Raw genomic sequence first — 18,006 nt, forward strand, 5'->3', positions numbered from 1 at the left:
TGCCGCCGATCAGCAAGGACCCTCTCACATGAAGCCCCAAGACGCACAGAAACTCGCCCGTCGTTTCATCGAGCTGCCCCAGGAAAAACGCCGTATCTTCCTGGCAGCCATGGACAGGGAGGGTGTCGACTTCTCGTTGCTGCCCATCGCCTCCTGCGACGGGGTTTCGGAACGTGACGGTCTGTCCTACGCGCAGCAGCGCATGTGGTTTCTCTGGCAGCTCGATCCGCACAGCGCGGCCTACAACCTGCCCATGGCCGTTCGTCTGGAGGGTTCGCTCGACCTGTCGGCGCTGGAGCAGGCCTTCAGCGCCCTGGTGGCCCGTCACGAATGCCTGCGCACCACCTTCGGCCAGGACGGCGAGCGGGCGTTCCAGCGCGTCGCGCAGCCGAGCGCGGTGAATATCGTCGTCAGCGACCTGTCGGGCGTGGCCGAGGACCAGCGTTGGCCCCGCGCGCGCCAGATCATGGCAGGGGAAGCGGCGCAGGCGTTCGACCTGCAGCAGGGACCTTTGCTCAGTATCCGCCTGCTGCGCCTGGCCGAGCAGGAGCACGTGTTGCTGCTGACCCTGCACCACATCATTGCCGATGGCTGGTCGATGAACATCCTCATCGACGAATTCACCCGTTGTTACGATGCCTGCGTCGCCCATGCGCCGGTTTCGTTGAGTCCGCTGGCCGTGCACTATCGCGACTATGCGCTGTGGCAGCGCAGCTGGCTCGAGGCGGGTGAGCAGGAGCGACAACTGGCCTACTGGCGCGGCCACCTGGGGGAAGAGCACCCGGTGCTCGAACTGCCCACCGACCGTCCCCATCCGGCCCAGGCCAGCCATCGGGGCGCGCGCCTGGAAGTGCTGGTCGATGGCGATCTGCGCCAGGCGCTCAAGGCCCTGGCCCAGCGCCAGGGCGTGTCGCTCTTCGTGGTCCTGCTGGCATCGTTCAAGAGCCTGCTGCACCGCTACAGCGGACAGACCGATATCCGCGTCGGCGGACTGATCGCCAACCGTACCCGCAGCGAGACCGAGGGCTTGATCGGTTTCTTCGTCAACACCCAGGTGCTGCGCAGCGAAGTGCAGGCCCGGACCCGTTTCACCGATCTGCTGCAGAGCCTGCGCCAGGCTTCCTCGGGAGCACAGGCGCACCAGGAACTGCCGTTCGATGCGCTGATCGAGGCCCTGCAACCGGCTCGCAGCCAGAGCCACAACCCGTTGTTCCAGGTGATGTTCAACCATCAGCCGCTGGTCACCGACGTGCAGGGCAAGCAGTTGGCGTGCGGGCTGCGGGTGGCGCATCTGAGCGAGGAGCAGGCGGCCGGGGAAGCGCGGCAGCATGCCGCGACCAGCGACCTCATGCTGGAAACCCGCGAGGAGGGCGAGCAGCTGTTCGCGGCCTTCACCTACGCCACCGATATTTTCGATGCCACGACCATTGCGCGCCTGGCCGCGCACTGGCGCAACCTGTTGCGCGCGGTCTGTCTTGACCCGCAACAGCCGATCGGTCATTTGCCGATGCTCGCGGCGGACGAAACCGCCCGCTTGCTGGACAGCGGCAGTGGCCTGCCGACGCCGGCGGACACGGCATTACTGATGCCACAGTTGTTCGAGGCCCAGGCCCGACGTACCCCCGAGGCCATCGCCGTGATCCTCGCCGGACCCGACCCCGTGGGAGGCGGCTTGCCGGCGATGGCGTCCGAAGGGGCGATGCAGGATTCAAGGGCCCCTTCGCCGGCAAGCCGGCTCCCACATAATAACCGCCAGAGCCTGAGCTACGCCGAGCTGAACCGTCGTGCCAACCGCCTGGCGCACCTGCTGCGCGGCCGTGGCGTCGGGCCGGAGGTGCTGGTGGGACTGGCGCTCGGCCGCTCCCTGGACATGGCCGTGGCGATTCTCGCGGTGCTCAAGGCCGGCGGTGCCTATGTCCCGCTGGACCCGCAGACCCCGGCCGAACGCCTGGCCCATGTGCTGCAGGACAGTGGCCTGCAGCTGTTGCTGACCCAGGACCGGTGGCTGGAGAGTCTGCCTTCGCTGGAGGGGATCGAAACCCTGTGCCTGGACCGGATCAACGATTCGACCTATTGCGAAAGCGACCCGCAGGCGCAACCGGCGGCGGCCTCGCTGGCCTATGTGATCTATACCTCGGGCTCCACCGGCCGTCCGAAAGGTGTCGCGATCAGCCACCATGCCCTGGCCGAGTTCGTCGCCCGGGCCACGCAGTACAGTGAGCTGGTGGAAACGGACCGGGTCCTGCAGTTCGCCACCAGCAGCTTCGATGGTTTCGTCGAGCAGTTCTTCCCGCCGCTGTGCCTCGGTGCCTGCGTGGTGCTGCGCGACGAGCGGCTGTGGGACAGCGCCACGCTGCACGAGGCGATCCTGCGCCACGGCATTACCCTGGCCGATTTGCCGGCCGCCTACTGGCACTTGCTGGTGCAGGACTGGGCGGCCCGGTCACCGGCCGGCTACGGCGCGCTGCGGCAGATCCATATCGGCGGCGAGGCCATGGCAGTCGACGGCCTGCGCCTGTGGCGGCAGGCGGGGTTGGCGGCGGTACGCCTGATCAACACCTACGGCCCGACGGAAGCGACGGTGGTCTCGACCACCTACGATTGCAGCGAGCTGTTGCCTGAAGCCGTGTCCTGGCGCGGCGTGCCCATCGGTTTCGGCCTGTCGGCCCGGCGCCTGCGGGTGCTCGACGCCGACCTCAACCTGCTGCCCCAGGGGGCCGTGGGTGAGCTGTACATCGGCGGCCCGGGCCTGGCCCGCGGTTATCAGGGACAACCGGCCCTGAGCGCCCTGCGCTTTATCGCCGACCCCTTCAGCCCCGGCGAGCGCCTCTACCGTACCGGTGACCGCGCCCGCCTGCGCGAAGACGGCGCGGTGGAGTACATCGGCCGCGTCGACCACCAGGTCAAGATCCGCGGCTTCCGCCTCGAGCTGGGGGAAGTCGAGGCGCGCCTGCTGCAATGCCCCGGTGTGCGCGAGGCTGCCGTGCTGGCCCTGCCGCTGGCCGGCGGTACGCAACTGGTCGGCTACGTGGTCGCCGAGCAACCTCTGGAGCCGGCGCAGCAGAGTGTCTGGCGCCTGCAGATCAAGGCATTCCTGCAAGGCCGGTTGCCGGACTACATGGTCCCCTCGCACCTGCTGGTGCTGCCGGGCCTGCCCCTGACGCCCAGCGGCAAGCTGGACCGCAAGGCCTTGCCGATTCCCGATCCGAGCCAACTGCAAGCCAGCTACCGCGAACCGCAGACCGATACCGAACGTTGCCTGGCGGGCATCTGGGAAGAGGTCCTGCAGGTGCCGCGGGTCGGCCTCGATGACCATTTCTTCGAGTTGGGCGGGCATTCCTTGCTCGCCGCCCAGGTGATCGCCCGGATCAAGGGGCGCCTGGAAGTCAGCCTGCCGTTGCGCAGCCTGTTTGAAAAGCCCCTGTTGAGCGACCTGGCCGCCGAGCTGGAGACGCTGGTGCGGGGCAGTGGGGATAACGACTGGGCCGATATGGAGCAGTTCATGAGTTCGTTGGAGGAGTTTGGAGCATGAATGCCAATGCCGCGGTACGTATCGCCAGAAGGTTCATCAGCCTGCCCCTGGAGCAGCGCCGGCAGTTCCTGGCGAAGCTGAGCCAGGAAGGCAAGGACTTCAGCCTGCTGCCGATGCCGGTCAGCCGGCATGACGTGACGGCGATCCCGCTGTCCTATGCCCAGCAGCGCCTGCTGTTCCTCTGGCAGCTCGACCCGGCCAGCGCCGCCTACAACATGGCCGCCGGCCTGCGTCTGCAGGGGCACCTCGACGAGCCGGCGCTACTGCGTGCCTTCGAGCATGTCGTCGAGCGCCATGAAGTCCTGCGGACCTTGTTCCAGGTCGACGGCGAGCAGCCGCGGCAGGTGATCCTCGCGACCCAGGCCGTACCGCTGGAGCGCATCGACCTGACCGATTGCGCCGCCGGGCAGTGTGAGGCCGAACTGGCCGCGCGGGTCCGGACCTTCACCGCGCAGCCGTTCGACCTGCTCAAGGGGCCGCTGCTGCGCGCCAGCCTGATCCGCCTCGCCGCGGACGAGTGGGTATTGGTGGTGAGCATGCACCATATCGTCTCCGACGGCTGGTCGATGGACGTGATGGTCAAGGAATTCGTCCAGGCCTATCAGGCCTTCAGCCTGGGGCGCGCACCCGGCTTGCCGGAACTGCCGTTGCAATACGCCGACTATGCGATCTGGCAACGCAGCTGGCTGGAAGCCGGCGAGGGCGAGCGACAACTGGATTACTGGCGCCAGCAACTGGCGGCATCGGGCGAGGCGCAACCCCTGCTGGATATCGCCGCCGACTTTGCCCGTCCGCCGGTGCAGAGCTTCGAAGGCCGGACCCTGCGGTTCGATTTCGGCGCCGAACGTTCCCGGCAACTGCAGGCCTTTGCCCGCAGCCAGGGGGTGAGCCTGTTCATGCTGGTGCTGGGCGGCTATTCGCTGTTTCTCTCGCGTCATGCCGGGCAGCGCGATATCCGCGTCGGCGTGCCGAATGCCAACCGCGGTCGTTCGGAGGTCGAGGGCCTGATCGGGTTTTTCGTCAATACCCAGGTCCTGCGCTGTGAGGTCGACGAACGCCAGAGTTTCCTCGACCTGCTGGGACGCCTGCGCGAAAGCAGTTTTGGCGCCCAGGCCCACCAGGAGTTGCCTTTCGAACAACTGGTGGACGCCCTGGCTCCGGAGCGCAACCTGGATCACAACCCGCTGTTCCAGGCCAAGTTCAACCAGAACGTCGGCATGCAGAAACAGCGTTCGATGCAGTTGCCGGGCCTGAGCGTGGCCGAATACCCGTTGCACAAGGACGGTACTCACTTCGACCTGGCCCTGGATATCACCGATGACGGCACGCTGATCCACGGTGAGATGACCTACGCCAGCGACTTGTATCGGCATTCGACCGTCGAGGGGTTTATCCCGCGGCTGCTCGAGTTGTTCGATGCGGTCCTGCAAGCCCCGCAGGCGCCGTTGTTCAGCCTGCATGGCTGCCCGTCGCCGGCGCTTGCCGAAGTACGCGAACCGGCGCTGCCGGTGCTGCAACAGTGGCAGGCCCAGGTCCTGCGCCAGCCTCGGGCAGTGGCCGCGCGCTGCCTCGAACAGACCCTGAGCTTTATCGAGCTGGACCAGGCCGCCAATCGCCTGGCCCATCATTTGCGTAACGCGGGCGTGGGCCGTGGCGAACCGGTGGCGGTGCTGATGGAGCGCTCGCTGGACTGGTTGACCTGCGTCCTGGGGATTCTCAAGGCCGGCGCGGTGTATATGCCGCTGGATACCAAGGCGCCCGACACCCGCCTGCGGCAACTGCTGGAGCGTGCCCGGGCACGGCTGCTGCTGTGTGCCGAGGGCGACCCGCGGGCCGTGAACCTTGCCGTGCCGGGATGCGCCGGCCAGGCGTTTGTGCCTTCGCTGTGGCTCGACCAGCCGGACAGCGCGCCGCTGCTGGCGCTGTCGAGCGAGTCTCCGGCCTATGTGATTCACACCTCCGGTTCCACCGGTCAGCCCAAGGGCGTCCTGGTCAGCCATGGAGCGCTGGCCAGTTATGTCGATGGCCTGTCGAGCCGCCTGGCGCTGGCAGCGGATGCCAGTATGGCGCTGGTCTCGACCATTGCCGCCGACCTCGGGCATACCATGCTGTTCGGCGCCCTGTGTTCCGGGCGCACCCTGCATGTGCTGCCCGAAGCCCTCGGGTTCGACCCGGACGGTTTTGCCGACTACATGACCACGCACCGCGTCGGCGTCCTGAAGATCGTCCCCGGGCATCTGTCGGCGCTGTTGCAGGCGGCCCGCCCGGCGGATGTATTGCCTGCCCACGCCTTGATTGTCGGCGGCGAAGCCTGTGCGCCGGCGTTGGTGCGGCAGGTGCGCGAGCTCAAGCCGGGCTGCCGCTTCATCAACCACTATGGTCCCAGCGAAACCACCGTGGGCGTACTGAGCCACGAAGTGCTGGCGGGCGACACGCTGGAGCGAGGGATTGCGGTTGGCCGGCCGTTGCCGGGCGCCCGGGCCTATGTGCTGGATGACGTGCTCAATATCGTCGCCGAACAGGTGCCGGGCGAGTTGTACATCGGTGGCGAGAGTGTCGCCCTGGGGTATCTCGGGCAACCGGGACTCACGGCCGAGCGTTTCCTGCCGGATCCCCATGGTGTGCCGGGCTCCCGCTGCTACCGCAGCGGCGACCGGGTCCGTGGCAACCGCCAGGGACTGCTGGAATTCATCGGGCGCAACGACGACCAGGTGAAAATCCGTGGTTATCGCGTCGAGCCGGCGGAAGTCGCGCGGGTGTTGCAGGGTTTCCAGTCGGTAGCCCAGGCGGCGGTGCTGGCCCTGCCAATGGACGACGATGCCGGTCGGCTGCAACTGGTGGCCTATTGCGTGCCGGTGGTGGGCACGGTGTTGCAGGTCGAGGTGCTGCGTCGACAGTTGCAGGCGTTGCTCAGCGACTATATGGTCCCGGCGCAGATCCTGCTGCTGGAGCAATTGCCGCTGACCGCCAACGGCAAACTCGACAAGCGTGCCCTGCCCAGGCCGGGCGCGGTCAAGCAGCAGTACACCGCGCCGGTAGGCGAGATCGAGGAGAAACTGGCGGCGGTCTGGGCCGATGTGCTCAAGCTGGAGCGGGTTGGCACCACCGACAACTTCTTCGAACTGGGCGGCGACTCGATCCTCAGCCTGCAGATCATCGCCCGGGCCAAGCGCCAGGGGATCAAGCTGAGTCCCAAGCAGTTGTTCGAGAAACAGACCATCGGCCAACTGGCGGCGGTGGCCAGGCTGATCGAGAAAAAAGCGCCGGCCGAAGCGCCGTTGCAGATCAGCGGCGAGCAACCGTTGCTGCCGATCCAGGCGCGATTCTTCGAGAGCGATATCCCTCGGCGGCACCACTGGAACCAGTCGCTGATGCTCAAGCCCCAGGTCCGCCTGGATGCCGTGCACCTGCAGTCGGTATTGGCCAGCCTGCTGGCGCATCACGACGGCCTGCGCCTGCATTTCGCAGAGCATGACGGTCAATGGCGGGCCTCTTACAGCTCGGCCCCGGCGGCCGAGCTGCTGTGGTTGCGCGAGCTGGACGACGCCACGCAACTCACCGCCCTGGCCGACGAGGCCCAGCGCAGCCTGGATCTCGAGAAGGGGCCGTTGCTGCGGGCGCTGCTGGTCGATCTGCCGGGCGGCGAACAACGCCTGCTGCTGGTGATCCATCACCTGGTGGTGGATGGCGTGTCCTGGCGGGTGCTGCTCGAAGACCTGCAAGTCGCCTATGCGGCCATCGCCGCCGGGAAGCCCCCGGAACTGGCGGCCAAGAGCAGTTCGCTCAAGGCCTGGGGCGAACGCCTGCAGACTTATGCACAGGGTGAGGCGCTGGCGGCGGAACAGGATTACTGGCTGGGCAACCTGGCGCAGGATCTTGAGGAACTGCCCCGGGACCGTCTCGACAATGACGCCCATGGCGTCGGTCATGCCACCTCGCGCCTGGACAAGACGCTGACCCGGCAACTATTGAGCGTCGCGCCAGCGGCCTATCGCACCCAGATCAATGACCTGTTGCTCGGCGCCCTGGCCAGGGTGCTGTGTGACTGGAGCCGACAGCCATCGGCGCTGATCCAGCTGGAGGGTCACGGACGCGAAGACCTGTTCGATGACCTCGACCTGAGCCGTACGGTGGGCTGGTTCAGCAGCCTGTTCCCGGTGCGGCTCACCCCGCAGGCGGACCTGGGGGCCTCCATCCGGGCGATCAAGGAGCAACTGCGGGCGGTGCCGAACAAGGGCGTCGGCTACGGCATCCTGCGTTACCTGGGGGACAGGGATTTCGCCCGGCGCCTGCAGGCCTTGCCCGAGGCCCGCGTGACCTTCAACTACCTGGGCCAGTTCGACGGCAGCTTCGCTCAGGCCGACGGCGCGTTGTTTGTCCCGAGTGGCGACAGCAGCGGTCTCAATCAGCCCGAAGATACGCCGCCGGCCAACTGGCTGAGCCTCAACGGCCAGGTGTTCGACGGTGAACTGGAACTGGACTGGAGCTTCGACCAGGCGCTGTACCTGCCGTCGACCATCGAAACCCTGGCCCGGGCCTACGAGCGGGAACTGACGCGGATCGTCGAGCATTGCAGCCAGGGCGGACAACTGGGCGTGACGCCGTCCGACTTCCCGCTGGTGGCGCTCAAGCCGCAGCAACTGGAACGCCTGTCGGTGCCGATGAGTGACATCGAGGACATCTATCCGCTGTCGCCGATGCAACAGGGCATTCTCTTCCATGCCCTCGACGAGCCGGATGGCGCGGCCTACACCAACCAGCTGCGGGTCGATGTGCGCCAGCTGGACGCCGAGCGTTTCCGCGCCGCCTGGCAACAGAGCCTCGACGCCCACGAAGTGCTGCGTTCGGTGTTTGTCTGGCCCCAGGACCTGGCCGCGCCGTTGCAGATCGTCCTGCGCGGCGTGCGGATGCCGCTGGTGGTGCACGACTGGCGCGAGCGCGGCGACCTTGAGTCGGCACTCGAGACGCTGGCCCGGGAAGACCTGGCGACCGGCTTCGAGCTGGACCGCGCGCCCCTGCTGCGGGTGACCCTGGTCCGCACCTCGGCCAGCGACTATCACCTGATCTACACCAGCCATCACATCCTGATGGACGGCTGGAGTACTTCGCAGTTGTTCGGTGAAGTGCTGCAGCGTTATGCCGGGGCCGATATGGCCCGTGGGGCAGGGCGTTATCGCGACTACATCGAGTGGCTCGGCCAGCGCGATGCGCAGGCCAGCCAGACGTTCTGGACCGAGGCCCTGGCCGGTTTGCAGGAGCCGACGCGCCTGGCGAGTGCGCTGGGCAGCCGGCAGGCCCTGGCAAGCGGTCATGCCGACCATGAGCACGTCTTCGGCGAAGCTCTGACGGCGGATCTGAATCGCTTCGCCCGGGAGCAGAAAGTCACCCTCAACACCCTGTTGCAGGCGGCCTGGCTGGTGCTGTTGCAGCGTTATACCGGGCAGGCCGGCGTCGCCTTCGGCGCCACGGTGGCCGGGCGTCCGATGGAGCTGGCCGGGGTCGAGCAACAGATCGGCCTGTTCATCAACACCTTGCCGGTGGTGGCCGCGCCCGAGGCGCAGATCCCCGTCGCCGCCTGGCTGCAACAGGTGCAGGATCTCAACCTGGCGCTGCGTGAACACGAACACACCCCGCTCTATGACATCCAGCGCTGGGCCGGCCTCGGCGCGGGCGGGCTGTTCGACAGCCTGCTGGTGTTCGAGAACTACCCGATGGCCGAGGCGCTCGGCCAGGCCTCGGGCAGTGGCCTGGAGTTCGCCGCGATCAGCCGCCAGGAACAGACCAACTACCCGCTGACGCTGGTGGCGGTCACCGGTCGTGAACTGACCCTGGGCCTGAGTTATGACCGCGGTTGCTTCGACGCGGCGACCGTGGCGCGCCTGGGTCGCGAACTCGAACGCCTGATGAGCCGCTTCATGGCTGACCCGGAGCAGCCGCTGGGCGCCCTGGAACTGCTCGAAGGCGAGTCGCGCCAGGCCGCGCTGGCGTGGGGCAGGGGCACCGTCAGCGCGCTCGATCCGCGCAATGTCCTCGAGCGCATCGACGCCCAGGTGGCCCGCCAGCCCCATGCGGCGGCGATCCTGTTCGAGGAGCGGCAAGTCGACTACACCAGCCTGGATCGCCGGGCCAACCGCCTGGCCCACAAGCTGCGCGAGCTGGGCGTCGGGCCGGAAGTCCGCGTCGGCGTCTGCCTGCGGCGCACCCCGGACATGATTGTCAGCCTGTTGGCGATCTTCAAGGCCGGCGGTGCCTATGTCCCCCTCGATCCCGAGTACCCGCAGGAACGTCTGCTGCACATGCTCGAGGACAGCCGCTCGGCGGTCCTGCTGAGCGAGTCGCGCCTGCTCGGATTCCTGCCCCGGGAACTGCCGTCGCAGGTGCTGCTGGTGGAGGAACGGGAAGACTGGCTGGCGGACTGTCCGGACAGCGCGCCGTTGTCGCTGATCGACGGGCAGAACCTGGCCTATGTCATCTACACCTCGGGTTCCACCGGCAAGCCCAAGGGCGTGGCGATCACCCATGCCAACCTGGCGGCGCTGATCCAGTGGTCCCTGGGGGTCTATGGCAGCGACCAGTTGCGGGGCGTGCTGGCCTCGACCTCGATCTGTTTCGACCTGTCGGTCTGGGAGATCTTCGTGACCCTGGCCGGAGGCGGCTACCTGGTGCTGGCGGACAACGCCCTGGCCCTGGCGGACCTGCCGGCGCGCCATCGGGTCAAACTGATCAACACCGTGCCGTCGGCGATTGCCGCCTTGCAGCGCGCCGGACAGATCCCGCCATCGGTCACCACCATCAACCTGGCCGGTGAACCGCTCAAGCAGGCGCTGGTGGACACGCTCTACGCCAGTACCCCGGTGCAACGGGTCTACGACCTGTACGGACCATCGGAAGACACCACTTATTCGACCTTCACCCTGCGCACGGCGATGGGTTCGGCGAATATCGGCCGACCGCTGGACAATACCGACGCGTACCTGCTCGACGGCCAGTTGCACGTATCCCCCGAAGGCGTCGCCGGCGAGCTGTACCTGGCCGGTGCCGGGGTCTCCCGGGGCTACCTGCTGCGGGCCGGGCTGACCGCCGAACGCTATGTGCCGAACCCGTTCTGCGACAACGGCGAGCGCCTGTACCGTACCGGCGACCTGGTGCGCCAGGGCGACGCGGGACGCATCGAATACATCGGCCGGGCCGACCATCAGGTGAAGATCCGCGGGTTCCGCATCGAACTCAGCGAAGTCGAGGCGCGACTGCTGGAGCAACCGGCGGTGCGTGAAGCCGTGGTCCTGGCCCAGGACGGCGCGGCGGGCAAGCACCTGCACGCCTATGTGGTGGCGCAGGCGCTGCCCGGCGATACGCGAGGTTTTGCCGACAGTCTGCGCGCGACTCTGGCGAGCCGCCTGCCGGCCCACATGGTGCCGGGTCATGTGCACCTGATCGACGCATTGCCGTTGACCCCCAACGGCAAGCTCGACCGCAAGGCCCTGATCGCCCTGGGCGGCAATCCGCACTCGCAGCACTACGAAGCGCCGCGCACGGCATTGCAGCAAGAGGTCGCGAGCCTCTGGCAGGAAGTGCTGGAGGTCGAGCGTGTCGGCCTCAACGACAACTTCTTCCAGCTCGGCGGCCACTCGCTGCTGGCGACCCTGGTGGTGACCCGGATCGCCGAGCGCCTGGGCGACAAGATCGCCCTCAAGGAGTTGTTCAAGGCCGACACGCTGTTGGCGTTCTGCGAGCGGATCGAGGCCCTGCGCGGTGGTTTGTCACCGGCTCAGGATGAATTGGCTAAATCACTGGAGGCCCTCAAACGTCTATCCCTCGATGATCTGGAAAAACTGGTCTCCTGACCGGTTTCCCGGCTGATTTTTCCGAATGGCTTTTTGAGAGGGTGCAACGCGTGCAGGAGTTAATCGAGTCGGTAGGGCAGCTCTCGGCGATGCAGCGAAAAGGCCTGGCCACTCTGCTCAAGCAGAAGGGCATCAACCTGTTCGAAATCGCGCCGGTGTTCAAGCGCGCTGCGGAAGAACCGCTGCGCCTGTCCTACGCTCAACAACGCCAGTGGTTCCTCTGGCAATGGGCACCGCAAAGCGCGGCCTACAACATCGCCGTGGCGTTGCGCTTGCAGGGCGAGCTCGATGTGACGGCGTTGCAGGGCAGTCTGCAGGCCCTGGTGGCGCGTCACGAGACCCTGCGCACGGTGTTTACCCAGGTGGAGCAGCAGCCCTTGCAGGTGGTGCTGCCCGCCGGGCCGTTCAGCCTGGCGGTCGAGGCGCTGTCGCCGGGGGATCGCGACACGCAGATCCAGGCCTTTGTCCAGAACCACAGCCAGGCGCCCTTCGACCTGCGCAGCGGCCCCCTGATGCGTGCGGCCCTGTTGCAGGTGGCCGCCGAGGAACAGGTGCTGGTGCTGACGCTGCACCATATCGTTGCCGATGGCTGGTCGCTGCAGGTGATGATCGAAGAGCTGATGCAGTTGTACCTTGGCCTCAGCCAGGGGCGCGCGGTGGACCTGCCGGCGTTGCCGATCCAGTATGCCGACTATGCGCTGTGGCAGCGCCACTGGATGGAGGCCGGCGAGCAGGAGCGCCAGCTGGCCTATTGGCAACAGCAGCTGGGCGGTGAGCAACCGGTGCTGGAGTTGCCCACGGATCATCCGCGCCCGGTGTCCCGGAGCTTTGCCGGGGCGAGCTGCAACCTGACCCTCGAACGCGACGTGAGCGAAGGGCTCAAGGCCCTGGCCCGCCGCGAGAGCGTCACCTTGTTCGCCCTGCTGCTGGCGTCGTTCCAGGCCTTGCTGCATCGCTACAGCGGCCAGTCCGATATCCGTGTCGGTGTACCGGTGGCCAACCGCGAGCGCCCCGAAGTCGAACGCCTGATCGGCTTTTTCGTCAACACCCAGGTGCTCAAGGCCGAGGTCGACGGCCAGCAGCGCTTCGTCGATCTGCTGCAACAGGTCTGGCAGACCGCGCAGCAGGCCCAGGCCCACCAGGACCTGCCGTTCGAGCAACTGGTCGAGGCGTTGGAGCCGGGCCGCAACCTGAGCCACAGCCCGCTGTTCCAGGTGATGTTCAACCACCAGGCCGAAAGCCGCCTGAATCTCGCCACGGGGGTGGCCGGCCTGCACCTCGAGCCGCTGCAATGGCAGAGCCAGACCGCCCAGTTCGACCTGGTGCTCAACACCAGCGAACAGGCCCACGGTATCGAAGCCGTGTTGAAGTACGCCACCGACCTGTTCGATGCCGCCACCGTCGAGCGCCTGGCGCAGCACTGGGCGAGCCTGCTGCGGGCGATTGTCCAGGACCCGTGCCAGCGGATCGCCGAGTTGCCGTTGCTGGATGCGACCGAGCAGCAACAGGTCCTCGCCCGGTGGAACCCGGCGCCGCTGGAACACCCGGTCAGCCGTTGCCTGCACCAACTGATCGAGGAACGGGCCGCGCAGCAGCCGGACGCCATCGCCGTGAGCTGTGCCGGCCGGCAGTTGACCTATGGTGAACTCAATGCCCGGGCCAACCAGTGGGCGCACCAGCTGATTGCCCGGGGCGTGGGGGCCGATGTGCTGGTGGGCGTGGCGGCGGAACGTTCGCTGGAGATGATCGTTGCCCTGGTCGCGGTGCTCAAGGCCGGCGGCGCCTATGTGCCGCTGGATCCCGCCTACCCCGACGAGCGCCTGCGCTACATGATCGGCGACAGCGGCCTGAAGCTGCTGCTGGCCCAGGGGCATCTGCTGGCGCAACTGCCGGTCCCCGCCGGCGTCGAATGCCTGGACCTGAACCGCCCGCCCGAAGACGAGCGGGCGAGCAACCCCGAGTGTGCGGTCGGTGTCGATAACCTGGCCTACGTGATCTACACCTCGGGCTCCACCGGCAACCCCAAGGGCGCGTTGCTGCCCCATCGCAACGTGCTGCGCCTGTTCAGCGCCACCGATCACTGGTTCGACTTCGGCAGCGCCGATACCTGGACGCTGTTCCACTCCTATGCCTTCGATTTTTCCGTCTGGGAAATCTTCGGTGCATTGCTCCATGGTGGCAGGCTGGTGGTGGTGCCCCACGATGTCAGCCGTTCGCCGCAGGCGTTCCATGCCCTGTTGTGCGATGAGCGGGTGACTGTGCTCAACCAGACACCTTCGGCCTTCAAGTCGCTGATGGCGGTGGCGATCGAGTCGCCGCGCGAGCTGGCCTTGCGTCATGTCGTGTTTGGGGGCGAAGCCCTGGAAGTGCAGGGCCTGCGTCCGTGGTTCGAGCGCTTCGGCGACCGTTCGCCGACCCTGATCAACATGTACGGTATTACCGAGACCACGGTCCATGTGACCTATCGGCCGTTGTCCCTGGCCGACCTGGAGCAGGCGGCGGGCAGCCCCATCGGCGAGCCGATCGTCGATCTGTCCTGGTATCTGCTGGACGATGCCCTGAACCTGACCCCGCCGGGTTGCATCGGCGAACTGTATGTCGCCGGCGCCGGCCTGGCGCGCGGCTACCTGAACCAGCCGGGCCTGACGGCCGGCCGGTTCGTGGCCGATCCCTTCGACCCCGCGGGTGGCCGACGACTCTACCGCACCGGCGATCTGGCGCGGATGCGTGCCGATGGTGTGATCGACTACATCGGGCGGCGCGATCATCAGGTCAAGGTCCGCGGTTTCCGCATCGAACTGGGGGAAATCGAATCCCGCCTGCAAGGCCACGGACAGGTGCGCGAGGCCGCGGTCCTGGCCGTGGACGGGGCGACCGGCACACAACTGGTGGCCTACCTGGTGCCGGCCCGGGCGACGCTCATGCACGACGCCGGGCAGCAGGCGGCGTTGCGCGCCGAACTGCGGGATTATCTCAAGCTGCACCTGGCCGACTACATGGTGCCGGCGCACCTGATGCTCCTGGAAGCCCTGCCCCTGACGGCCAACGGCAAGCTCGACCGCAAGGCCCTGCCGGCTGCCGATACGGCGTTGTTGCAACAAGCCTATGTCGCGCCGCGCAGCCCCCTCGAACAGCAACTGGCGGCCATCTGGGGAGAGGTGCTAAAGGTCGGGCAGGTGGGCTTGAGCGACAACTTTTTCGAACTGGGTGGACATTCGCTGCTGGCGACCCAGGTGATTTCCCGGGCGCGCCAGGTACTGGGTATCGAGCTGACGCTGCGCAGCCTGTTCGAGACCCGCGATCTCGCCGGTTTCGCCGAAAGTGCCGGGCAGGCCGGCTCCGACCGGGCACCGGCTTTCACCGCGGCGGATCGCACCGGGCCGCTGCGCCTGTCCTATGCCCAGCAACGGCAATGGTTCCTCTGGCAACTGGAGCCGGATAACACGGCCTACCACATCCCGGCCGCCCTGAGCCTGAACGGTCGCCTTGACCGGCAGGCGCTGCGGCGTAGCTTCGAAGCGCTGATCGCCCGTCACGAAACCCTGCGCACCACCTTCCGCCAGCAGGACGGCCAGGCTGTGCAGATCGTGCACCCGGCACCGGCTTTCGAGCTGGCGGTCGAGACGCTGGACAGCGCCGAGGCCGACGCGCAGTCGATCATGGCGCGCATCAGCCGCGAAGTCCTGACCCCGTTCGACCTGCAACAGGGGCCGCTGCTGCGGGCCCGGCTGCTGGTCGTGGGCGAAGAGCGACATGTGCTGGTGGTGACCTTGCACCATATCGTCTCCGATGGCTGGTCGATGCCGATCATGGTCGACGAACTGATCGAAGGCTATGTCGCCTGCAGCCAGGGCCAGGCGTCGCGGCTCAAGGCCCTGCCGTTCCAGTACGTCGACTATGCGCACTGGCAGCGCGACTGGATGGAGGCCGGCGAGCAGGCCAGGCAACTGGCGTACTGGACCGCGCAGTTGGGCAGCGAACAGCCGGTGCTGGAACTGCCGACCGACCGGCCGCGGCCATCGCTGCAAAGTCATGCCGGGGCGCGGGCAAACATCGAGCTGGACAGCGGGCTGGTGCGGCAACTCAAGGGGGTTGCCCGGCAGCAGGGCGTGACCCTGTTCATGTTGTTGCTGGCATCGTTCCAGACCTTGCTGCACCGCCACTCGGGACAGGGCGACATCCGCGTCGGCGTCCCCGTGGCGAACCGTGGGCGGGTGGAAACCGAAGGGCTGATTGGCTTCTTCGTCAACACCCAGGTGCTCAAGGCCGAGTTCGATGTACGGACCACCTTCGGCCAGCTGTTGCAACAGGTCAGGCAGGCGGTGCTGGGGGCACAGGCCCATCAGGACCTGCCGTTCGAGCATCTGGTGCAGGCCCTGCAGCCGGAACGCAGCCTGAGCCACAGCCCGCTGTTCCAGGTGATGTACAACCACCAGACCGAACTCAAGGGGGCGGTGCGTCCGTTGCCGGGGTTGCAGGTCGAGGCGATCGATACCGGCAGCCCTACCGCCCAGTTCGACCTGACGCTGGATACCTTCGAGGGTGAGGACGGCCTGCGGGCGGCATTGACCTACGCCACCGCGCTGTTCGAAGCGCGGACCATCGAGCGCCTGGCCGGTCACTGGCGCAACCTGCTGCGGGCGATTGCCAGCCAGGGCGTGGACCAGCCCGTTGCCGACCTGCCGTTGCTGGGCGACGAGGAACAACGACTGATCCTCGGCCGCTGGAGTCGTACCGAGGGGGTCTATCCGGGCGAACACTGCGTGCATGTCCTGATCGAGGCCCAGGCACGGCGCACACCGGAGGCCATCGCCCTGGTCTTCGGCGACCAGACGTTGACGTACCGCGAGCTGGATGGCCAGGCCAATCGCCTGGCCCGCCAGTTGCGGGCGATGGGTGTCGGTCCGGAAGTGCCGGTGGGCATCGCGGTGGACCGCGGGCTGGAGATGGTGGTCGGGCTGCTGGCGATCCTCAAGGCCGGTGGTGCCTACGTGCCGCTGGACCCGGAGTTCCCCGAAGATCGCCTGGCCTACATGATGCAGGACAGCGGCATCCGCCTGCTGTTGACCCACAGCCGCTTGCTGGCGCACCTGCCGCTGACGGCGGCGCTGCCGGTCCTGTGCCTGGATCGGGCCGGCGCCGAACTGCAGGCGTTCAGCGAAGCCGCGCTGCCGAACCTCGCGCTACGCGACAACCTGGCCTATGTGATCTACACCTCGGGTTCCACCGGCAAACCCAAGGGCGTGGCTATCGACCATGGGGCCCTGAGTGCCCATTGCCAGGTGGCCATCGAATACTTCCGCCTGGAGCCCCGCGATCGCGTCCTGCTGTTCTCCACCCTGAACTTCGACGGTTTCGTCGAGCAACTGTTCCCGGCGCTGTGCCACGGCGCGGGGGTGGTGATACGGGGCAACGAGGTCTGGGACAGCACCACCTTCCATCGTGAGGTGTTGCGTTCGGGCATCACCGTGGCCGACCTGAGTACCGCCTACTGGTACCTGCTGGTCCAGGATTTCAACCGCCTGGGCATCCGCGACTTCGGTCCGCTGCGCCAGGTCAGCGCCACGGGCGAGGCCATGCCGGCCGAAGGCATCGCGTTCTGGAAACAGGCGGGACTGGAACACATCCGCCTGCTCAACACCTATGGCCCGACCGAAACCACCATCACCGCCAGCTACCTGGAGTGTGCGCCCTATGTGCGCGGCGACCTCGCCAGGCCGGTGCTGATGCCCATCGGCCGACCGCTGGGCGGGCGGCGCATGTACATCCTCGACGGCGCCTTCAATCCGGCGGTCCAGGGCGGCAGTGGCGAGTTGCTGATCGGCGGCGCGCTGCTGGCGCGGGGTTACCACCACCGTCCGGCGCTGACCGCCGAGCGTTTTATCCCCGACCCGTTCGACGAGCAGGGCGGCGGCCGGCTGTACCGCACCGGCGACGTCACCCGTTACCGCGACGAAGGCCTGATCGAGTACGTGGGACGGATCGACCACCAGGTGAAGATCCGTGGTTTCCGTATCGAGCTGGGCGAGATCGAGGCGCGCCTGCAGGAACACAACCAGGTCCGCGAGGCCCTGGTCATCGATATCGACGGCCCGTCGGGCAAGCAACTGGCGGCCTACCTGGTGCCGAACGACCCGGCGCTGGCCGAGGCCGATGCCGCCACCCGACAGCACCTGAGCGGGCAACTGCGCGACTACCTCAGGGCCAGCCTGCCGGACTACATGGTCCCGGCGCATCTGCTGGTCCTGGCGCGGATGCCCATGACCCCCAACGGCAAGCTCGACCGCAAGGCCCTGCCCAAGCCCGACCCGAGCCTCTGGCAGCAGGACTATGTGGCTCCACGCAGCGAGCTGGAACAGCAACTGGCGGCGATCTGGGCCGAGGTGCTGCAGGTCGAGCGGGTCGGCCTGCACGACAACTTCTTCGAGCTGGGCGGCCATTCGTTGCTGGCGGCCCAGGCGATTTCCAGGATTCATTCGGGCCTCGGTATCGACATACCGCTGCGGCTCATTTTCGAGAAACCCCAATTGAACGAATTTTCCCAGGCCTTTGCAGACACCGGCCTGTCCCTGACCGATGACGGGCTGTCCGACATTGAAAGAATGATGAACGAAATGGCGGAGGCTTGAG

Annotated in this window: 3 protein-coding genes; all 3 read left to right on the plus strand. The window is 67.0% G+C overall.

Annotated features, from left to right (window positions below):
• Window positions 1–28: 28 nt before the first annotated feature.
• The 3 genes from ACL9RJ_RS21050 to ACL9RJ_RS21060 are packed head-to-tail and all read left to right on the plus strand — an operon-like array spanning window position 29 to window position 18,005.
• A complete protein-coding gene (locus ACL9RJ_RS21050; RefSeq protein WP_422765628.1) occupies window positions 29–3,532 on the plus strand; it encodes an amino acid adenylation domain-containing protein in 3,504 nt (1,167 codons plus the stop codon).
• Window positions 3,529–11,376 (plus strand): amino acid adenylation domain-containing protein, encoded by a 7,848-nt coding sequence (locus ACL9RJ_RS21055; protein ID WP_422765629.1) that lies wholly within the window; start codon window positions 3,529–3,531, stop codon window positions 11,374–11,376. The genes ACL9RJ_RS21050 and ACL9RJ_RS21055 overlap by 4 nt, the downstream gene beginning before the upstream one ends.
• A 50-nt stretch (window positions 11,377–11,426) precedes the next feature.
• A complete protein-coding gene (locus ACL9RJ_RS21060; RefSeq protein WP_422765630.1) occupies window positions 11,427–18,005 on the plus strand; it encodes an amino acid adenylation domain-containing protein in 6,579 nt (2,192 codons plus the stop codon).
• Window position 18,006: the final 1 nt, after the last annotated feature.

Source organism: Pseudomonas sp. Mn2068 (genome assembly GCF_049319725.1).
Lineage (GTDB): Bacteria > Pseudomonadota > Gammaproteobacteria > Pseudomonadales > Pseudomonadaceae > Aquipseudomonas > Aquipseudomonas gingeri.